This is a genomic window from uncultured Stenotrophomonas sp. (genome assembly GCF_945952405.1).
In the GTDB taxonomy this organism is placed as follows: Bacteria; Pseudomonadota; Gammaproteobacteria; order Xanthomonadales; family Xanthomonadaceae; genus Stenotrophomonas.
Genome location: NZ_CAMFIA010000002.1, coordinates 186248 through 204435 on the forward strand (window position 1 = coordinate 186248; position 18188 = coordinate 204435).

At 67.3% G+C, this 18188-nt stretch carries 20 protein-coding genes; 8 read left to right on the plus strand and 12 right to left on the minus strand.

The features are described 5' to 3' along the window. Nucleotides 1–128: 128 nt before the first annotated feature. From Q0P60_RS03175 to Q0P60_RS03205, 7 genes are all read right to left on the minus strand, one after another. Complete coding sequence (locus Q0P60_RS03175; protein ID WP_294988144.1) at nucleotides 129–1559, minus strand: replicative DNA helicase; 1431 nt, start codon at nucleotides 1557–1559, stop codon at nucleotides 129–131. A gap of 347 nt (nucleotides 1560–1906) precedes the next feature. Next, nucleotides 1907–2467, minus strand: a complete 561-nt coding sequence (locus Q0P60_RS03180) for an NAD(P)H-dependent oxidoreductase (protein ID WP_294988146.1) — start codon at nucleotides 2465–2467, stop codon at nucleotides 1907–1909. A 66-nt stretch (nucleotides 2468–2533) separates the two neighbouring features. Continuing rightward, on the minus strand, nucleotides 2534–4477 hold the full coding sequence (asnB, locus tag Q0P60_RS03185) for an asparagine synthase (glutamine-hydrolyzing) (RefSeq protein ID WP_294988148.1): 1944 nt from the start codon (nucleotides 4475–4477) through the stop codon (nucleotides 2534–2536). A gap of 3 nt (nucleotides 4478–4480) precedes the next feature. Further along, nucleotides 4481–6760 (minus strand): transketolase C-terminal domain-containing protein, encoded by a 2280-nt coding sequence (locus Q0P60_RS03190; RefSeq protein ID WP_294988150.1) that lies wholly within the window; start codon nucleotides 6758–6760, stop codon nucleotides 4481–4483. 89 nt (nucleotides 6761–6849) lie between these two features. Continuing rightward, a complete protein-coding gene (locus Q0P60_RS03195) occupies nucleotides 6850–7506 on the minus strand; it encodes a glutathione S-transferase family protein (RefSeq protein WP_294988153.1) in 657 nt (218 codons plus the stop codon). Nucleotides 7507–7615: 109 nt separating this feature from the next. Continuing rightward, complete coding sequence (locus tag Q0P60_RS03200) at nucleotides 7616–8158, minus strand: GNAT family N-acetyltransferase (RefSeq protein ID WP_294988155.1); 543 nt, start codon at nucleotides 8156–8158, stop codon at nucleotides 7616–7618. Nucleotides 8159–8285: 127 nt separating this feature from the next. Further along, nucleotides 8286–9128, minus strand: a complete 843-nt coding sequence (locus Q0P60_RS03205) for a glycine zipper 2TM domain-containing protein (protein WP_294988157.1) — start codon at nucleotides 9126–9128, stop codon at nucleotides 8286–8288. 163 nt (nucleotides 9129–9291) lie between these two features. Here Q0P60_RS03205 and Q0P60_RS03210 point away from each other — a divergent pair, with 163 nt between their 5' ends. Beyond that, nucleotides 9292–9507, plus strand: a complete 216-nt coding sequence (locus Q0P60_RS03210; protein WP_294988159.1) for a DUF6116 family protein — start codon at nucleotides 9292–9294, stop codon at nucleotides 9505–9507. Continuing rightward, on the plus strand, nucleotides 9504–10277 hold the full coding sequence (locus Q0P60_RS03215) for a TatD family hydrolase (protein ID WP_294988160.1): 774 nt from the start codon (nucleotides 9504–9506) through the stop codon (nucleotides 10275–10277). The genes Q0P60_RS03210 and Q0P60_RS03215 overlap by 4 nt, the downstream gene beginning before the upstream one ends. Nucleotides 10278–10358: 81 nt before the next feature. Here Q0P60_RS03215 and Q0P60_RS03220 read toward each other — a convergent pair whose 3' ends face one another. Continuing rightward, the gene (locus tag Q0P60_RS03220; RefSeq protein WP_294988161.1) at nucleotides 10359–11180 is read right to left on the minus strand and encodes a tRNA threonylcarbamoyladenosine dehydratase; all 822 of its coding nucleotides are present in this window, start codon (nucleotides 11178–11180) and stop codon (nucleotides 10359–10361) included. An 80-nt stretch (nucleotides 11181–11260) separates the two neighbouring features. Here Q0P60_RS03220 and Q0P60_RS03225 point away from each other — a divergent pair, with 80 nt between their 5' ends. Further along, complete coding sequence (locus tag Q0P60_RS03225) at nucleotides 11261–11695, plus strand: hypothetical protein (protein WP_294988163.1); 435 nt, start codon at nucleotides 11261–11263, stop codon at nucleotides 11693–11695. Nucleotides 11696–11831: 136 nt separating this feature from the next. Beyond that, nucleotides 11832–12326, plus strand: coding sequence for a glycine zipper 2TM domain-containing protein (locus Q0P60_RS03230; protein ID WP_294988165.1), 495 nt, complete (start codon nucleotides 11832–11834; stop codon nucleotides 12324–12326). A 73-nt stretch (nucleotides 12327–12399) separates the two neighbouring features. Here Q0P60_RS03230 and Q0P60_RS03235 read toward each other — a convergent pair whose 3' ends face one another. Continuing rightward, complete coding sequence (locus Q0P60_RS03235; protein WP_005410290.1) at nucleotides 12400–12609, minus strand: cold-shock protein; 210 nt, start codon at nucleotides 12607–12609, stop codon at nucleotides 12400–12402. A gap of 236 nt (nucleotides 12610–12845) precedes the next feature. Between Q0P60_RS03235 and Q0P60_RS03240 the strand changes: the two genes are divergently transcribed. The 3 genes from Q0P60_RS03240 to arsC all read left to right on the plus strand — a co-directional run bounded on the left by Q0P60_RS03240 (nucleotide 12846) and on the right by arsC (nucleotide 14946). Continuing rightward, complete coding sequence (locus Q0P60_RS03240; RefSeq protein ID WP_294988168.1) at nucleotides 12846–13331, plus strand: DUF456 domain-containing protein; 486 nt, start codon at nucleotides 12846–12848, stop codon at nucleotides 13329–13331. Between the two features lie 119 nt (nucleotides 13332–13450). Further along, nucleotides 13451–14605, plus strand: coding sequence for a phospholipase A (locus Q0P60_RS03245; protein WP_294988170.1), 1155 nt, complete (start codon nucleotides 13451–13453; stop codon nucleotides 14603–14605). Next, complete coding sequence (gene arsC / locus Q0P60_RS03250) at nucleotides 14605–14946, plus strand: arsenate reductase (glutaredoxin) (protein WP_294988172.1); 342 nt, start codon at nucleotides 14605–14607, stop codon at nucleotides 14944–14946. The genes Q0P60_RS03245 and arsC overlap by 1 nt, the downstream gene beginning before the upstream one ends. A gap of 71 nt (nucleotides 14947–15017) precedes the next feature. Here the strand turns inward: arsC and Q0P60_RS03255 are convergent, their stop codons facing one another. Together Q0P60_RS03255 and Q0P60_RS03260 are read right to left on the minus strand one after the other, a co-directional pair. Next, entirely contained in the window at nucleotides 15018–15653 is a 636-nt protein-coding gene (locus Q0P60_RS03255) for a glutathione S-transferase family protein (RefSeq protein WP_294988174.1), read from the minus strand. 58 nt (nucleotides 15654–15711) lie between these two features. Further along, nucleotides 15712–16047 carry a hypothetical protein gene (locus Q0P60_RS03260; protein WP_294988176.1) on the minus strand — a complete coding sequence of 112 codons (336 nt, stop codon included), beginning with the start codon at nucleotides 16045–16047 and terminating at the stop codon, nucleotides 15712–15714. Nucleotides 16048–16248: 201 nt separating this feature from the next. On the opposite strand from Q0P60_RS03260, the gene Q0P60_RS03265 reads away from it, so the two are divergent. Then, on the plus strand, nucleotides 16249–16392 hold the full coding sequence (locus Q0P60_RS03265) for a hypothetical protein (protein ID WP_294988178.1): 144 nt from the start codon (nucleotides 16249–16251) through the stop codon (nucleotides 16390–16392). A 187-nt stretch (nucleotides 16393–16579) separates the two neighbouring features. Here Q0P60_RS03265 and Q0P60_RS03270 read toward each other — a convergent pair whose 3' ends face one another. Further along, nucleotides 16580–18097 carry a fumarate hydratase gene (locus Q0P60_RS03270; protein WP_294988180.1) on the minus strand — a complete coding sequence of 506 codons (1518 nt, stop codon included), beginning with the start codon at nucleotides 18095–18097 and terminating at the stop codon, nucleotides 16580–16582. Between the last annotated feature and the right edge of the window lie 91 nt (nucleotides 18098–18188).

Consider the following 18188-nt stretch of genomic DNA (forward strand, 5'->3'; position numbering starts at 1 on the left):
CCACGTACGGAACTTCGGGCTTTCGAATGGTGTGCAGGGCTCCGCGGCCACGCAAACGCAAAGAGCCGGGCATCGGCCCGGCTCCGCGTCATCGCAAGGCGCCCGCCGGCCAGCGGCCGGCACGCCGCTTATTCGAACGAACCCACCGAATCGTGGGCCAGGTTGTCGAAGCGGGTGTACTCACCGAAGAACTTCAGCTTGCACGAACCGGTCGGGCCACCACGGTGCTTGCCGATGATGATCTCGGCCAGGCCCTTGTCCGGTGAGTTTTCCTTGTTGTAGTAGTCGTCGCGGTAGATGAACACGATCATGTCCGCGTCCTGCTCGATTGCGCCCGATTCACGCAGGTCGGCCATCACCGGGCGCTTGTCGGTACGCGTTTCCAGCGAGCGGTTGAGCTGCGACAGCGCGATCACCGGCACGTGCAGTTCCTTGGCAAGGCCTTTCAGCGATCGCGAGATTTCCGAAATTTCGGTCGCGCGGTTTTCACTGTTGCCCGGCACGCTCATCAGCTGCAGGTAGTCGATCACCACCAGGCCCAGGTCATGCTCGCGCTTGAGGCGGCGGCACTTGGAACGCAGCACTTCCGGCGATACGCCCGGCGTGTCGTCGATGAAGATCTTGGTTTCCTTCAGCATCTTGATCGCGCTGGTGACGCGGCTCCAGTCCTCGTCTTCCAGCTGGCCGGTACGCAGGCGCTGCGCGTTGATGCGGCCATTGGAGGAAATCAGGCGCATCGCCAGCTGCGAGGCCGACATTTCCATCGAGAACACCGCCACGCCCTTCTTCGACTTGATCGCCGCGTACTCGGCGATGTTCAGCGCGAAGGTGGTCTTGCCCATCGCCGGACGTGCCGCCAGGATGATCAGGTCAGTCGGCTGCAGGCCGGCGGTCATCGCATCGAAGTCGTTGTAGCCGGTCGGCAGGCCGGTGATGTTGCCGCCATTCTCGAATCGATTGCGCAGTTCCTCGAAGGCGTCCTTCAGCGCGCCCGGCATGGCCACGAAGTCGGTACGGCCGCGCGCGCCCTGCTCGGCGATGGCGAACACGCTCTTTTCCGCCGACGCCAGCAGCTCGCTGCTGTCACGGCCTTCAGGCTGGAAACCGTCGTTGACGATGTCGGTGCCGACCTGGATCAGCTGCCGCAGCACCGCCTTGTCACGCACGATCTCGGCATAGGCCACGATGTTGGCCGCCGACGGCGTGGTGCTGGCCAGCTCGATCAGGTAGGCGCCATCGCCGACCAGCTCCAGCTTGCCCTGCGATTCGAACCACTCGCCCAGGGTCACCGCGTCGAACGGACGTTCGCGCTCGGACAGCTCGCGGATGGCCCGGTAGATCATCTGGTGATCGCGGCGGTAGAAGTCGCCTTCGGTCAGCTGGTCATTGACCCGGTCGTATGCCTCGGGCGCCAGCATCAGGCCCCCCAGCACCGCCTGCTCGGCTTCCACCGAATGCGGCGGAACCCGCAGCTGGTCGATGCGCGACTCGTCGCGATCGCGATCGAAGCCATCACCGCGCTCTCTGCGGTTGGAACGGAAGCCGGGAGGAGCGGACATGCTGCGGTGTTTCCTGCAAAAGTGGGCCAGATCAGTGTAGGCATGCGCCAGCCCCGACGGCGATGGACAAGCCTGTGGATAAGCCGTGGAGAAACGGGGGATATCCGCCGATGCGTGGCCATGCTGGCGTGGAGGTGTCGCACTGCCTGCGACGAGCGCCGTTGCGGCACCCGAGCGGTGCATTATCGCAGATCGGGCGGCCAGGGTCGGATCCCGTGCCACGCACGGGCTCTCGCCCGCTCAGCTGGACGTGGGGTCAGAGCCCGCCACTGCGCGACGGGATCCGACCCCGGGCATGGCTGGGGTCGGATCCTTCTGCAAAGCAGAGGGCTCCGGCCCCATCGGTCTCAAGCGCCCTTGGCGTGCACGGCGATCAGCGCCAGGAACCGGTCCACGTAGCCCTGCAGGAAGGTCTTCGTACCGTCGTTGTGGAGGGTGCCGTCGGCATCGATCAGGCCGTCCTTGAAGTGGATGAACGCCTCCGGCTGGCCAAGCACGTGCATGTCCAGGAAGGCCAGGCTGTTGCGCAGGTGCTGCTGCGCCACAGCCGTGCCGATCTGGCCGATGGAGGCGCCGATCACCGCTGCCGGCTTGCCGGCGAAGGCGCTGTCGCCATACGGCCGCGAACCGATGTCGATGGCGTTCTTCAGCACGCCCGGCACCGACCGGTTGTATTCAGGGGTCACGAACAGCACCGCATCGGCGGCACGGACCTGGTCCTTGAGCCGGGTCCCCTGCGGCGGATACTGGCCATCGAAATCCTGGTCGTACAGCGGCAGGTCGCCGATCTGCACGTACTGGAAGCGTGCACGGTCGCCGGCGATCTTCTCCAGCGCATGGGCCAGCTTGCGGTTGCAGGAGTCCTTGCGCAGGCTGCCGACGAACACGGCGATGGTAGGAACGGACATCGGGACATACTCCTCACGGTGCGGGAGGCCCAGCCTAGTCGCCGGGCCCGTGCCGCGCGGTGAAGATCAGCCGCCGGAAACGCCCGCGCGCACCTGCCGCCAATGCGCCTGCCAGGCCTGGAACATCAGCACGTTCCAGAGATGGGTGTGCCACTTGCGCTGGCCGCCGAGGAACTGCTGCCAGAGCGGCTGTACCGCCGCCGCCGACAGCACGCCCTCGCGCTCCAGCCGTGCCGGCTGCAGCAGGTCCTCGGCCCACGGCCGCAGGTCACCCTTCAGCCAGTCGCTGACCGGCGCACCGAAACCGCGCTTGGGCCGGTGCACCATCGACGGCGGCACGTAGCGGCCCAGCACGCGCTTGAGCAGCACCTTGCTGGTCGTTTCGCTGCGCTTGAAGCCCAGCGGCAGCGACCAGGCAAACTCGGCCACGCGCCAGTCCAGCAGGGGCGCACGTGCTTCCAGGCTGACCGCCATCGAGGTACGGTCGACCTTGCACAGCAGGTCGTCCGGCAGGTAGGTCACGTAATCGGCCAGCATCATCGCGTCGGCGGGCGTGCCGGCGCCATGCAGCGGGTCGGCCAGGTCATAGAAGCTGCCTGCCGCCTGTGCCCCTGGCACCGCCGCCGCCGGATCGCGCCAGCGCGAGATACGGTTGCGGTACACATCGCCGATACCGCGTGCGCCGGACTCGGCCAGCAGCGCGGCCAGCCCTCCGGTCCGCGACGCCTCGCCCTGCTGCTGCGCGCGCGCGCCCATCCAGCGCCGCAGCGGGCCCGGCACCCGGCCCAGCATCTGCCAGTTGCGCAGCGCGCGCACATAGCGGGTGTAGCCGAAGAACAGCTCATCGCCGCCATCACCGGACAGCGCCACGGTCACGCCCTGCCGCGCCAGGCGTGCGACCAGTGCGGTCGGCACCTGCGAGGCGTCGGCGAACGGCTCATCGAACATCGCCGGCAGCTGCGGGACCACGGCCAGCGCATCGGCGCCGCTGACATAGAGCTCGGTGTGGTCGCAGCCCAGGTGCGTGGCCAGCTCCCTGGCCAGCGGCGCCTCGTCGTGGCCCGAACCGGTGAAACCGATGCTGAAGCTGTGCACCGGCTGCCCGCTCTGCGCCTGCATCAGCGCAGCCACCAGCGATGAATCGGTACCGCCGGACAGGAACACGCCCACCGGCACGTCAGCCACCATGCGCAATGCCACGGCGTCACGCAGCAGTGCGTCCAGCTGCTCCTCGGCGTCTTCGATCCGCCCCTGGAACGGTGCGGCCAACGCAACCTGCATGCGCGCACGTGCATCCCAATAGGGTCGTTGCGCCTGTTCCGGACGATGCGCGGCCGCACCCGCGGCCACGGTCGCGGCATCCAGGCACAGCACGCGGCCCGGCATCAGCTTGTAGCAGCGCTGGTGGATGCTGTGCGGTGCCGGGATGTAATCCAGCCGCAGTAGCAGGGTGAGTGCGTCGCGGTCGATGTCGTTGTCGAATGCCGGGTGCTGCCACAACGCCTTCAGTTCGGACCCGAACACCAGCGTGTCACCGGCCCAGCCGTAATACAGCGGCTTCTTGCCCACACGGTCGCGGGCCAGCCACAGGCACTGCTGCTGGCGGTCCCACAGGGCAATCGCGAACATGCCGTTGCAACGCTGCAGGGTCTCTTCCAGGCCCCACTGCAGGATCGCCGCCAGCAGCACTTCGGTATCCGAATGGCCGCGGAAGCTGTGCCCCAGCGGCTCCAGCTCGGCACGAAGGGCGGTGAAGTTGTAGACCTCGCCGTTGTAGGCCATCACATAGCGGCCATCGGACGACGCCATCGGCTGGTGGCCCAGCGGGGACAGGTCGAGGATGCTCAGCCGACGGTGCGCCAGCGCGATGCCAGCCCCGGCATCGACCCAGCTGCCGCCATCATCCGGCCCGCGGTGGTGCAGCGCCTCGCCCATGGCCAGGACCTGCGCCTGCAGCACCTCGGCCGACGCCACCGGCGTCGGCAACAACATTCCCGCCAATCCACACATGCATCAGGGTTCCTGCGCCAGTTCAAGGGCGGCGCCAATCACTGCATTGTCGCTTGGAAGCCCGAACATTGCTGCCCCCGCCAGCGGGGTATAGGTATCGGCACCGCAGACCCGGCGCAGCGGCAGGTGGCCGAACCCGGCCTCGACCAGGGCGGTGACCACGCCCTCGCCCACCCCGCCGCTGTGGCGACCCTCGTCCAGCACCAGCACGCGCCGGGCGCTGGCCGCCTGGGCGGCGATGAAGCCGGCATCCAGCGGCACCAGCCAGCGCAGGTCGACCACCCTTACCTGCCAGCCCAGTTGCTGCTCGATCGCCCGCGCCGCACGCAGGGCCATCGGCACGCCGTTGCCGTAGGTGTAGATCACCAGGTCCCCGGCATCCGCCGCATAGACCCGGCCCTCGCCCAGCACCAGTGCCTGGCCCTGGGCCGGGTAGTCGAACAGCCACTGGCCATCGCCGGCTTGGTGCAGGTCCTTGCTCATGTACAGCGCGATCGGCTCCAGCAGCACCGTCACCCGCCCGTCCACCCGCGCCAGCGCAGCCAGCGTGCGCAGCATCATCACCGCATCGTCGCCACGCGACGGGCAGCCCACCACCAGGCCCGGGATGTCGCGCAGCGCGGTGATCGAGTTGTCATTGTGGAAGTGGCCGCCAAAGCCCTTCTGGTAGCCCAGCCCCGCCACCCGCACCAGCATCGGGTTGCGGTACTGGTCGTTGGAGAAGAACTGCAGCGAACAGGCTTCACCGCGCACCTGGTCAATGGCGTTGTGCAGGTAGGCCAGGTACTGGATCTCGGGGATCGGCAGCATGCCCATGTTGGCCAGGCCCTGCGCCATGCCCAGGATCATGGTCTCGTCCAGCAGCGTGTTGAACACCCGGCGCGGGCCGAAGCGGCGCAGCAGGTCCTTGCTGACGGTGTAGACGCCACCCTTCTGCGCCACGTCCTCGCCGAACAGCAGGCTCTGCGGATACTTCGCCAGCAGTTCCTGCAGGCCGTGATTGATCTGGACCGCCAGATGCCGCGGTGGCTGCCGCTCGGGCAGTGCCTCGGCGCCGCCATACAGGGCTTCGCGCGCCTCGGCGGGCACCGCGCGCCGCGCTTCGGCCTGTACGGCGGCCGGGGTATACGGTGCCAGCGGTGCCATCACCTCCTGCAGCGACTGCAGCTTGGCGCTGCCTTCGGCATCGGCGGCCGCCGCCATGCAGCGCGCGCGCATCGTCTCGTAGGCCACCTCGATGGCGGCTGCATCCATCCAGCCCGACTCCATCGCAATCTGCGCCGAGCGCAGCAACGGATCCTGCGCCTCGGCGGCACACAGCTCCGGCAGCGCGCGCCATTCCACCTCGAAGTCGGTGCCGGCGTGGCCCATCAGGCGCGTGGTGCGCAGGTGCAGGAAGGTCGGTCGCCGCGTGCGCCGGCAGTGCTGCACGGCCGCCTGCACCTGCGCATGGCCACTGGCCAGGTCGAGCCCGTCGGCGAAGAAGTAGTCCAGGCCCGGCTGGCGGCTGAAGCGCTCGGCAATCCAGCCCTCCGGCGTCTTCACCGAGATGCCCAGGCCGTTGTCCTCGCAGACGAACAGGATCGGCGCCGGAAGTTTCTGGTAGGCCGACCACATGGCGGTGTTGAACGCCGTCTGCGCGGTGGCATGGTTGGCCGATGCATCACCGAACGAGCACAGCACGATGCTGTCGGCCGGGATCGGCAACGGCTGGCCGAGCCGCTTGCCGCTCTCGATCGCAAGCGCGGTACCCAGCGCCTTCGGCAGGTGCGAGGCGATGGTCGAGGTCTGCGGCAGCACCCACAGCGGCTTGCTGCCCCATACCTTGTGACGACCCCCGCTGGCCGGATCCGCCGCGCTGGCGGCGAACGACAGCGCGGCATCGCGCAGCGGGTCGATGCCCGGCACCTGCCGCGAACGCTCGGCCATGAAAGCGCCGGAGCGATAGTGCAGGAATGCCGGATCGGTATGCCGGCAGGCCCGCGCCAGCAGCGCATTGCCTTCATGGCCGGAGGAACCGATGGTGTAGAAGACCTTGTTCTGCACGCGCAGCACGCGCGCCATCAGGTCCAGCTGGCGGCTGGCCAGCTGCGAGTCGAACAGCTCATCGAAGGCGGCGGCGCTGAGCGTACTGCCCGGCAGGATCGGCGCATCCGCTGCCGGCCGCGGACGCGGGGTGCCGCGCCAGCCACGCACCGCATCGAGGAAATTGACGTCGCACACTTCGGCGCGGTTGAGCACGCGCATGCGTGCGGGAATCGGATCTGGAACCACAGCGAACATCGAACACCCTCCGTGTCGTTGTCAGCAACCGTCGTACCTTTCGCAGGACTTCATTTTTCCCGGCCCGGGTGGCGAACCGTCATCGCGCGTCACGCCGCCTCGAAGCGCGCACGCACCTCGGCGGTCACCGCCGGCATCGGCAGGAAGCGGGGCTGTTCACGCACGCGCTGCAACCAGCCACGCACTTCCGGGAAGCGCTCCAGGCTGATGCCGCCCTCGCCTGCCACGTCGGTATAGGCGAACAGCGCGATGTCGGCGATGCCGTACTCGTTGCCGGTGAACCAGCGCGCCTGGCGCAGGTGCTGTTCCATCACCGCCAGCGCACTGGCAGCCCGCTCATGCAGCCGCGGCAGCTCGGCGCGGCGCGGCGAGTCGGGCGCGGTCCAGCCGCGGATGAACCGTGCCACCGCTACGCACGGTTCATGCGTGTACTGCTCGAAGAACATCCAGCTCAGTGCCTGTGCGCGCTCCCAGCCATCGCTGGGCAGGTACGGCGTGCCTTCGGCCAGCCAGAACAGGATCGCATTGGATTCGGTCAGCACGCGGCCGTCGTCGCGGACGATCAACGGCACCTTGGCGTTCGGGTTGAGCGCCAGGAATTCGGGGCTGTGGGTCTGGCCGTGGGCACTGTCCACCTCCACCCAGCGATAGCGGCTGCCGAGCTGCTCCAGCAGCAGGCGGACCTTGTGGCAATTGCCCGAGACCGACATGCCATGCACGGTCAGCGGGACGCGCTCTTCCACCATTGCCTGCTCCATCGGATCCGGCCGGCGGCCGGCTGCGTGCAGTCTGGCAAGCGCGCCGGTGAATGCCAAGCGCGGGTGCAGCATGGCGGTGCGGCCATGCCGGCGTGGCTCAACGCGTGCGCTGCCGCCACTGCTCGCGCGACTGCCCCCAGATCTGCATCGGCTTGTCGTTGTACGGCGGCGGCAGTTCACCCATGCGCAGCAGGCTGCTGCCCAGCTTGCGAGCGACCGCCCGCGAGTTTTCGTTGTTCTCGGCGATGGTGTGGATGACTTCATCCCAGCCCAGCACATCGAACGCCCAGTCGATCGCCGCGACCGCCGCTTCCGGCGCATAGCCCCTGCCCCAGCTGGCATGGCGGATGCCCCAGCCCACTTCGGTACCCGGCCAGTCCTGCGGTTGCCACGGCCCCATCCGTCCGATCCAGTCGCCACTGGATTTCTCGATCACACTGAACATCGAGAAGCCGAACAGCTGCCAGGCGCCCGCCAGGCTGCAGAAACCGCGCCAGGCCACCGAGGGTGCCTGCACCCCGCCCAGGGTGCGCATGGTTTCCTCGTCGGCGCAGAACGCCAGGTAGGGTTCGTAGTCCTCGCGCAGCAGCGGGCGCAGGATCAGGCGCTCGGTTTCCAGGCGCAGGTCGAAGATGCTCATGCCGACTCCATGTCGAGGGGAGTGCAGCATGATGGCCGATCCCGGACCGCGCGGGATGAATTGCAGCCCCCGCAACGAAACGGGCCGGCATGCGCCGGCCCGTTCGATACTGCGTGCTGCGACCGGTTTACTGGCGCGTGGCGGCGGTGGCACCAGCGGCGGCGGTCTGCGTGACCAGCTGGCCATCGACCACCGGCAGGCGATCGCTGGCCGGCTTGTTGTCCATGCGAACGGTCTTCTCGGCACCGTCGTAGCGGTAGGTCACGTTGTAGCCCTTGACCACATCGGTATTGCCCATGGCGATGCGGGTGCCCGGCTTGCTGGCCATGCGCATGGTGCCGGTGGTGCCGTCCTCGTTGCGGTAGGTCACGTTGTAGCCGGTGACACGGCTCGATTCGGACGTGGCGGTCTCGGTGTGGCACTGGCGCTCGGTGCGGTTGACCACGCGGCCACCGACATGGCGCTTGTCGATCTGGTTGCCGATGAAGCCGCCGGCCACGGCACCGGCAGCGGTCGCGGCCTTCTTGCCGTTGCCGCCACCGACCTGGTTGCCGAGCAGGCCACCGACCACGGCGCCGACCACGGTACCGCCGACGTTGCCGTCACGCTCCGGCAGGCGCTCCTGCACCGTCACGTCCTGGCAGACCTCATGCGGGGTCTGGGTGGTGGAGGTCTCGCGCACCGGATCGGTGCCGATCACGGTGGCGTAAGCCTTCTGCTTCTCGGTGATCGGGTCGACCTTCAGCACGTCGGCATACTCCAGGCCGCGCGGCGCGGACGGGTCAAGCTTGTCACCACGTGCACCGTCGTCAGCGGCATTGCCGTCGACCAGGCGTGATTCACCGTTGGGGGTTCCGGCGCTGATGGAATCGGGCGACTTGTCGCCGCTCTTCATGAAGGCGGCGGTGGCGATGCCACCGACCAGCAGCGCGCCCGCTGCGACCAGGACAGTTGTGGTTGTGCTTTTCATGACCTGCTCCTTGCGGACCATCCGCAACGTTCTCGGGGCAGATTGCAGCATGCGTAGCCTGAACGGAATCTCCACATTTCCTGCTCATTCCTGTAACCCATTCAGCATCGGGAAATGCTGGGCCCGTGGTAGCGTTTGCATGTTCCCCACGAGGATTCCCGCCATGGCCAACCCGATGCTGCTGCCGCTACTGCAATGGGCACGCCGGCTGCGCTACCCCACCCTGTTCAAGCTCACCGCCGGCCTGTTCGTGCTGACCTTGTTCATTCCCGACCCGATCCCGTTCGTCGACGAGCTGGTGCTGGGCTTCGGTACGCTGCTGCTGGCCAACTGGAAGAGCCGCAACGCCGCTACGCCACCGCCGCTGGAACAGCGTTGAGCCTGCTGGTCGACAGCCACTGCCATCTCGACGCGGGCGAGTTCGACACGGACCGCGCCGCGGTGATCGAGCGTGCGCAGGCGGCCGGCGTGCGCCTGCAGGTCGTGCCTGCCGTCACCGCGGCCAGCTGGCCGAAGCTGCGCGACGTCTGCCGGCAGGCGCCGGGGCTGTATCCGGCCTACGGCCTGCACCCGATGTTCCTTTCACAGCACCAGCCCGCCCACCTGGCGCAGCTGCGCCAGTGGATCGAGCGTGAACGCCCCTGTGCGATCGGCGAATGCGGCCTGGATTTCTTCGTCGAAGGCCTGGATGCCGAGGCCCAGCAGGCGTACTTCGTCGGCCAGCTGCAACTGGCCCGTGAGTTCGGGCTGCCGGTGATCGTGCATGCGCGGCGCGCGGTGGATGCGGTGATCGCTGCGATCCGCCGCATCGGCGGCCTGTCCGGCGTGGTGCACAGCTTCTCCGGCAGCCCGGAACAGGCCGCGCAGCTGCACACGCTCGGATTCCTGCTCGGCCTGGGTGGCCCGCTGACCTACGACCGTGCGCAGCGCCTGCAGCGGCTGGTCCGCACGATGCCGATCGAACAGCTGCTGCTGGAGACCGACGCACCGGACCAGCCCGACGCCGGCATCCGCGGGCAGCGCAACGAACCCTCACGGTTGGCGGCCATCGCCCGCCATGTGGCCAGCGTGCGCGGCATGGACGTAGAGGCCGTGGCGCAGGCCACGACCGGGAACGCGCGGCGGTTGTTCAACCTGCCGGCCATCTGAGGGTGGTGCCGGCCAGCGGCCGGCATCCGCGCTGATTCAATCATTGCGGGGTTGCCGGCCAGCGGCCGGCACTACCGACGATCAGGCGCCGGCTTCTGCCACCTCGGCCTTCACCCTCTTCGGCTCCAGCAGCATCTCCAGTGCCTTGCCTACCGCCGCGAACGCGAACGCGCCGGTGATGTGGGTCGCTGCGCCCAGGCCGGCGCCGCAATCCAGCTTCAATGCCGCATCGGCGCCCAGATTGGGGCGGATGCCACAGACGCTGCCATCGGCCTGCGGGTACTTCACGTTCTCCAGTGAATACACCGCCGGCACACCGAAGTAGCGCTTGGCATTCTTCGGGAAATTGAACTCGCTGCGCAGCTTCTTGCGGATCAGCGCCAGCATCGCGTCATGCTCGGTACGCGAGACATCACGGATGCGCACCAGGGTCGGGTCGGTACGCCCTCCGGCAGCACCCACCGTCAGCAGCGGCAGCTTGCGGCGGCGGCACCAGGCAATGGTCTCGACCTTGACACGGAAGCTGTCGCAGGCGTCGATCACCAGGTCGAAGCCGCGATCCAGCAGTTCGGCCATGTTGGATACGGTCAGGAACGCCTGCACCGCCTCGACGTCGATGTCCGGGTTGATCGCCCGGCAGCGCTCGGCCATCGCCTCGGCCTTGTTGCGGCCGTAGTTGCCTTCCATCGCCGGCAGCTGGCGGTTGGTGTTGGACACGCAGATGTCATCGGCATCGATCAGGGTCAGGTGGCCGACCGCCGAACGGGCCAGCGCTTCCACCACCCATGAGCCGACACCCCCCATGCCCACGACCGCCACGCGGCTGCCCTGCAGGCGCTCGAGCGCGCCCACGCCATACAGCCGTTCGATGCCGGCGAAGCGTTGTTTGACCTGTTCGTTCATCCGGCTATTTTAACGTGCAGGCACCGGCACCTGCAGCGCGCCGGCATCGAACCCACCGTTGCACGCCAGGAGAGCCCGCCATGAACGCCAGCCCGCCCCGCCGCCTGTCCAGCGCCCATCGCTACCTGTTCGTGTTGTGCCTGGGCGTGCTGATCGGCCTGATTGCCACGGTGATGGTCGGCCGAGCCCTGCAGGCCCGCCGCGATCCGTTCCCGGACAGCCTGATGCAGGTGATGCAACGGCAATCACAGCTGCTCCAGCAGGCCCAGCAGCAGAACCGCTGCAGCCTGGCCGACAGCGTGCCGCGCCTGCAGGCGATGCGACTGCTGTCGAACGACCTGGACCTGGCCTTTCCGGGATTGAAGGACAGTGCGCAGTTCCAGCAGCACGCCAGCCAGCTGCGCGGCCACCTCAACGGCGCGCTGGCCGCGCCGCCGAGCGATTGCAGGACCCTGGCCCAGGTCGTGGAGACCGTGCAGGCCGACTGCCGCGCCTGCCACCAGGACTTCCGCTGAAGCGCATTCATCCTGCAGCCGGGCAAGCCACGCATGGTTGGCACCTTGTTCACGTTCAAAAGGAGAGGATTCGTCCACCCTGCTGCATGACGCAGTACCACCCCAGACATCCGCCTTCACGGCCAGGAGACGCCCCATGAAGATCCAGCTCATTGCCGCCAGCGCCATCGCTACCCTTGCCCTGGCTGGCTGTGCCACCTCGCCCGGTTACGGTGGCGGCGGCTACAACAACGGCTACAACAATGGCGGCTACGGCAACAACGGCGGTTACAACCAGGGCCGCTGCGCCGACTGCGGCATCGTCACCCGCATCAATGTCGTACCGTCGGGCCGCACCGCGCCGAGCGCGACCGGCGCGATCCTGGGTGGCATCGTGGGCGCCGTGGCCGGCCATGAGATCTCCGACCACACCGGCGGCAGCCGCGGCAACAAGAACATCGCCGCCGCCGCAGGCGCGGTCGGTGGTGCGCTGGCCGGCAACCAGATCCAGAAGAACGTCACCAGCGACACCTACGACATCAGCGTGCGCATGGACGATGGCCGCACCATCGTGGTCAACCAGCGCGACCTCGGCGGCATCCGCGAGAACACCTACGTGCGCGTGGTCAACGGCAAGGTCATCCTGCGCTGACCTGCAACGGGCCGATGGCAAAGAAAAAGGCCCGCTTGCGCGGGCCTTTTTCATGTGACGGCATGCAGCGCGATCAGGTCGGCTGCACGGCATCGGCCTGCAGGCCCTTCTGGCCCTGCACGACGGTGAAGGTGACCTTCTGGCCTTCCTTCAGGCTCTTGAAGCCCTGGGTCTGGATGGCACGGAAGTGCACGAACACGTCTTCGCCGTTTTCACGGCTGATGAAGCCGAAGCCCTTTGCATCATTGAACCACTTGACGGTACCGGTCTCGCGATCAGACATCTCACTAACTCCCTGGTGACTCTCTCTTGTTGTTGGAAACGCCTGTTGGGCGGCTGACAAGCAAGGGGGAAGCGAGGTGCATCGATGCAGCGGATCGGGAAGATCTTGCTTCATCAGGCCACGATCCACGGTGACCTTGCCAAGCTCAGCGACTGCAACTTAACCCGCCCAAAACGAAAAAGCAACTGGCAAAATCTTTCACTGTCAACCCCAAATCGGCCACCATACGGGACAGCATGGGACTCTCATTCATCTTATATCTGCTAGCGGTCATTTTTGTCCTGGTCGGCATCGCCGGAATCATCCTGCCGGCCCTTCCCGGCATCCCGCTGGTGTTCATCGGGCTGCTGCTGGCCGCCTGGGCCGACGGCTTCGCCCATGTCGGCTGGCCAACCCTGGTCGCGCTGGGCGTACTGACCCTGCTCTCGCTGCTGGTGGACGTGCTGGCCACCGTGGTCGGGGCGCAGCGGGTCGGGGCCAGCCGCAAGGCGCTATGGGGCACCTTCGTCGGCAGCATCGTCGGCCTGTTCTTCATGCCGATCGGCCTGTTCGCCGGGCCGTTGCTCGGCGCCCTGCTCGGCGAGTACTGGCACACCCGCGAACTGGGACGCTCGACCAAGGTTGGCCTGGCCACCTGGCTGGGCATCCTGCTCGGCCTGGCCTTGAAGCTGGCGGTGGTGATCGCGATGCTGGGGCTGTTCGCCTTCGCCTGGTTCCTGTGACAGGTGCAGCCTTCACGCCATGCGCACGCGGTGGCCGTGCATAAACCGTGGGGGCTGGCCGCGATCCGGTACAGCCGCCACACTGTGCGATTCCCGTATTCATCGAAGGGCCTGCTGCAATGACCCTGTCTCCGCTGCTTCCCCGCCTCGCGCCGTTGGCGCTGGCCCTGGCCAGTGCCCCATTGGCCGCGCAGGAGTTCGTGCCCAGCACCGACACCTCGCCGGCCGCATGCGCGGCCATCACCACCGATGCCGCGCGCCTGGCCTGCTATGACCGGCTGTTCGCGCACACGCCCGAGGCCACGGCCGCGGCCGATGCCGCCGCCGCCGCTGCGGCGCAGGCCCGTCGTGAAGAGCGCCAGACCGCGCGCGTGAGCCAGGGCGAGGAGAAGCTGCGCGAGCGGGTCAGTGACCTGTTCCGCCCGGCCCCAGCCGACAGCGCGCTGGCCAATGCCGGCCGCGGCTCGCTGCTCGACAGTCGCTGGGAACTGGCCGAAGACTCCAAGCTGGGCCCGTTCCAGCTGCGCGCCTACAAGCCGGTCTACCTGCTGCCCGTGTTCTGGACCAGCAAGCGCAACACCATGCCGCACTCGCCGAACCCGGCCAACAGCGTGACCGAGCCGCAGGTGCTGGACAGTGCCGAGCTGAAGTTCCAGATCAGCTTCAAGACCAAGGTCGCCGAGAACCTGTTCGGCGACAACGGCGACATCTGGGCCGGCTATACCCAGAGTTCGCGCTGGCAGGCCTACAACGGCGAGGATTCGCGCCCGTTCCGCGAAACCAACTACGAGCCGGAAGTGATGATGGTGTTCCGCAACGGCTACTCGATCGGTGGCTGGCGCGGGCGCATGACCGGCATCGCGCTGAACCACCAGTCCAATGGCCGCGCCGATCCGCTGTCGCGCAGCTGGAACCGGGTGATGCTCAACATCGGCCTGGACCGCGAGAACTGGGCGCTGGTGCTGCGCCCGTGGTACCGCATTCCGGAAAGCCGCAGCGACGACAACAACCCGGACATCGAGGACTACATGGGCCGCGGTGACGCGACCCTGACCTGGAACCGCAACGGCCATGAGGTCTCGCTGATGGCGCGCCATTCGCTGCGCACCGGCAGCCGCTCGCACGGTGCGTTGCAGCTGGACTACGGCTTCCCGATCAGCAACCTGCTGCGTGGCCATGTGCAGGTGTTCGATGGCTATGGCGAAAGCCTGATCGACTACAACCACAAGGCCACCTATGTGGGCGTGGGCGTATCGCTGCTGGAGTGGTTCTGATGACGGTGACGATCTGGCACAACCCGGCCTGCAGCAATTCACGCGGCGCCCTGAAGCTGATCCGCGACGCCGGATTCGATCCGCGGGTGATCGACTACCTGGGTGCGCCCCCGGATGTGGCGACGCTGCGCCAGGTGCTGGCCGAATCCGGCTTGAGCGCGCGTGAGCTGGTACGCAGCAAGGAGGCGCAGTTCACCGAACTGGGCCTGGACGCGGCTGACGAGGCCACCCTGCTGGCGGCGATGGCCGAGCACCCGCGCCTGATCAACCGCCCGGTGGTGCGCACGCCCAAAGGCACCCGCCTGTGCCGCCCCCCGGAAACGGTGCTGGAAATCCTCTAACAAAAAGGGGACGGAGGGGATTAAGTCGTTTATGCATTTACGACTTAATCCCCTCCGTCCCCTTTTTGGGGTTACAGCCAGTCGGTGATGCCTTCGCGGCGGTAGACCTCGGCGAACGCCGGGCGCGCCTTCATCGAGGCGGCATGCGCCTTCAGCACGGGCCAAGTGTCGCTGGGGCGCGGCATGTTGCGCGACCAGCGCATCAGCATCACCAGCATGTAGTCGACCGCGCAGGGCGCTGCGCCCAGCAGGTACGGACCGTGCGCCTGCAGGTGCGTGGCTACGTGCTGCCAGGCCGCCTCCAGGCGCTGCCGCGCCATCCCGCGGCTGGCCTCCACATGGGCCTCGCCCGCCACTTCGTGCGGATAGAACCAGGCGCGGTAGGCCGGCTGCAGCGTATTGGCGCACCAGAACATCCAACGGTACGCATCACCGCGCTGCGGCGTACCCGCTGCCGGCAGCAGGCCGGCCTCGGGATGGCGGTCGGCCAGGTACAGCACGATCGCCGCCGCTTCGGTCAGGACCAGCCCATCGATCATCAGCGTCGGCACCACGCCGGCCGGGTTCAACGCCAGGTACGCGGCCGCCTTGTGTTCGCGCGCCTCGAAATCCAGCAGAACCAGATCATGCTCGATGCCAAGCTCGATCAGCAGCCAATGCACCACCAGGGCGGCAGTGCTGGTGGAACCATACAGCGTGGTGCTCATGCGACGGATCCTGTGCGGGTGGATCGGCCGATTATGCGCCTGTGCGCGGCACCGTGGCTCAGCCGCAGCTGCTCATGCAGGCATCACGGCGTTCACCACAGGACATCATCGGCGCGCGCATCGTGCAGTCATGCGCCTTCAGTTCGCAGGCACGGCGCAGCTCCGGATTGGCGATGTCCTTGCAGCGCCTGTCGGGCGCGGGCACTGCCTGCTGTTCACAGCTGAAGTGGCTGTTGACCGCACTGCCCTGCGCCATGCAGCTGCGATGGCTGGCCTGGCATTGCATGCGGCATTGCGCCGACGCGGAGAAATCCACGCCCGCATACGACGACGATGTGCTGCACCCTGCCAGCAACAGCAGGCCGGGCAGCAGCAGGCACAGCTTCCGGGGCATCGCACGTTCCTCCATCAGTACACGGGAATACCCGTGGCGCTGCGGACGTCATTCACCGTGCCGCCACAGGACAGCACGCACTGGGCATACGGGGCGCTGCATGACGCCGTGCTGGTTGCAGGTGCGCAGTAGTTGCCAGCACCGTTGCCACCTTCGCAGTTGTGCCGCTGCTTGTCATCGGCGATACCGCTGCAGCGGCTGATGACCCGGCTGTTCCCGCTTTCGCAGCTCTGCCGTTCCGATTCGGCGCGGGCGGTCGCCTGGAAACTGCACGTCGCCTTCTGGCTGTCGCAGACCGAGGTGCAGATCCTTCCCGCTTCGTGGGTGGGCGGCTCGACGAAATAGCGCGGCCCGCAGGCAGTACACGCCAGGGCGGCAACCAGCAGTACCGCAACACGCAACCCGATCAACACCATGGACTCCCTTCCAATGCGCACCTGCGCACGTTAGCAGAGCACAGCGCGCGCGTGCAGCGCCGCACACAACAACGGCGCCACAGGGGCGCCGTTGCCTGATCCGGAAGCGGAGGGAATTACTCCACCACCACCGGGATCTTGCCGATGCGCGCCTGCCATTCGCGCGGGCCGGTCTTGTGCACCGACTCACCCGTGGAATCGACCGCCACGGTCACCGGCATGTCCTGCACGGTGAATTCGTAGATCGCTTCCATGCCCAGGTCGGCGAAGCCGACGACCTTGGCCGCCTTGATCGCCTTGGACACCAGGTAGGCCGAGCCACCAACCGCCATCAGGTAGGCCGACTTGTGCTTCCTGATCGCCTCGATGGCGGCGGGGCCGCGCTCGGCCTTGCCGACCATGCCGAGCAGGCCGGTCTGCGCCAGCACCTGTTCGGTGAACTTGTCCATGCGGGTCGCAGTGGTCGGACCGGCCGGGCCCACTACTTCGTCGCGCACCGGATCGACCGGGCCGACGTAATAGATGAAACGGCCCTTCAGGTCGACCGGCAGCGCTTCGCCCTTGTTGAGCATATCGACCATGCGCTTGTGCGCGGCGTCGCGGCCGGTCAGCAGCTTGCCGTTGAGCAGCAGGGTCTGGCCCGGCTTCCAGCTGGCCACGTCTTCCGGGGTAATCGTATCCAGGTCCACGCGGGTACCCTTGGACGCGTCGTAGGTCAGCTTCGGCCAGTCTTCCAGCGACGGCGGGTCCAGCATCACCGGGCCGCTGCCATCCAGGGTGAAGTGCGCATGGCGGGTCGCTGCACAGTTCGGGATCATCGCCACCGGCAGGTTGGCCGCGTGGGTCGGGTAATCGTTGATCTTGATGTCCAGCACGGTGGTCAGGCCACCCAGGCCCTGCGCGCCGATACCCAGCGCGTTGACCTTCTCGTACAGCTCCAGGCGCAGCTCTTCGATGCGGTTGGACGCCCCGCGGGCCTGCAGCTCGGTGATGTCGATCGGCTCCATCAGCGCTTCCTTGGCCAGCAGCATCGCCTTCTCGGCGGTACCACCGATGCCGATGCCAAGCATGCCCGGCGGGCACCAGCCGGCGCCCATGGTCGGTACGGTCTTCAGCACCCAGTCGACGATCGAGTCGGACGGGTTGAGCATGGCGAACTTGGTCTTGGCTTCCGAGCCACCGCCCTTGGCGGCGACGATCACATCGACGGTGTTGCCCGGCACCACCTTGACGTTGACCACGCCGGGGGTGTTGTCCTTGGTATTGATGCGCTTGCCGGCCGGATCGGCCAGCACCGAGGCACGCAGCTTGTTGTCCGGGTGCATGTAGGCGCGGCGCACGCCTTCATTGGCCATGTCCTCGACGCCCATGGTGGCGTCGTCCCAACGCACGTCCATGCCGATTTCCAGGAACACGGTGACGATGCCGGTGTCCTGGCAGATCGGACGGTGGCCTTCGGCGCACATCCGCGAGTTGATCAGGATCTGGGCCATCGCTTCCTTCGCGGCCGGCGACTCCTCGCGCTCATAGGCGGCGGCAAGGTTCTTGATGTAGTCGACCGGGTGGTAGTACGAGATGTACTGCAGCGCGTCGGCGATGGACTGGATGAGGTCTTCCTGCTTGATCGATGTCACGGCTTGCTCGCTTGCTCGAGGCTGGCGGGGGGTAATCCGCCCATTTTACCCCCTCCCCCGGCCGCGGGGTGGTCCTGCCCGCCGCTGCCCG

Excerpts from the sequence above, each read along its gene's own strand:
- Q0P60_RS03175 (WP_294988144.1), bottom strand. The coding sequence starts at position 1,559 with ATGTCCGCTCCTCCCGGCTTCCGTTCCAACCGCAGAGAGCGCGGTGAT.
- Q0P60_RS03180 (WP_294988146.1), bottom strand. The coding sequence starts at position 2,467 with ATGTCCGTTCCTACCATCGCCGTGTTCGTCGGCAGCCTGCGCAAGGAC.
- asnB (WP_294988148.1), bottom strand. The coding sequence starts at position 4,477 with ATGTGTGGATTGGCGGGAATGTTGTTGCCGACGCCGGTGGCGTCGGCC.
- Q0P60_RS03190 (WP_294988150.1), bottom strand. The coding sequence starts at position 6,760 with ATGTTCGCTGTGGTTCCAGATCCGATTCCCGCACGCATGCGCGTGCTC.
- Q0P60_RS03195 (WP_294988153.1), bottom strand. The coding sequence starts at position 7,506 with ATGGTGGAAGAGCGCGTCCCGCTGACCGTGCATGGCATGTCGGTCTCG.
- Q0P60_RS03200 (WP_294988155.1), bottom strand. The coding sequence starts at position 8,158 with ATGAGCATCTTCGACCTGCGCCTGGAAACCGAGCGCCTGATCCTGCGC.
- Q0P60_RS03205 (WP_294988157.1), bottom strand. The coding sequence starts at position 9,128 with ATGAAAAGCACAACCACAACTGTCCTGGTCGCAGCGGGCGCGCTGCTG.
- Q0P60_RS03210 (WP_294988159.1), top strand. The coding sequence starts at position 9,292 with ATGGCCAACCCGATGCTGCTGCCGCTACTGCAATGGGCACGCCGGCTG.
- Q0P60_RS03220 (WP_294988161.1), bottom strand. The coding sequence starts at position 11,180 with ATGAACGAACAGGTCAAACAACGCTTCGCCGGCATCGAACGGCTGTAT.
- Q0P60_RS03225 (WP_294988163.1), top strand. The coding sequence starts at position 11,261 with ATGAACGCCAGCCCGCCCCGCCGCCTGTCCAGCGCCCATCGCTACCTG.
- Q0P60_RS03230 (WP_294988165.1), top strand. The coding sequence starts at position 11,832 with ATGAAGATCCAGCTCATTGCCGCCAGCGCCATCGCTACCCTTGCCCTG.
- Q0P60_RS03235 (WP_005410290.1), bottom strand. The coding sequence starts at position 12,609 with ATGTCTGATCGCGAGACCGGTACCGTCAAGTGGTTCAATGATGCAAAG.
- Q0P60_RS03240 (WP_294988168.1), top strand. The coding sequence starts at position 12,846 with ATGGGACTCTCATTCATCTTATATCTGCTAGCGGTCATTTTTGTCCTG.
- Q0P60_RS03245 (WP_294988170.1), top strand. The coding sequence starts at position 13,451 with ATGACCCTGTCTCCGCTGCTTCCCCGCCTCGCGCCGTTGGCGCTGGCC.
- arsC (WP_294988172.1), top strand. The coding sequence starts at position 14,605 with ATGACGGTGACGATCTGGCACAACCCGGCCTGCAGCAATTCACGCGGC.
- Q0P60_RS03255 (WP_294988174.1), bottom strand. The coding sequence starts at position 15,653 with ATGAGCACCACGCTGTATGGTTCCACCAGCACTGCCGCCCTGGTGGTG.
- Q0P60_RS03260 (WP_294988176.1), bottom strand. The coding sequence starts at position 16,047 with ATGCCCCGGAAGCTGTGCCTGCTGCTGCCCGGCCTGCTGTTGCTGGCA.
- Q0P60_RS03265 (WP_294988178.1), top strand. The coding sequence starts at position 16,249 with ATGACCCGGCTGTTCCCGCTTTCGCAGCTCTGCCGTTCCGATTCGGCG.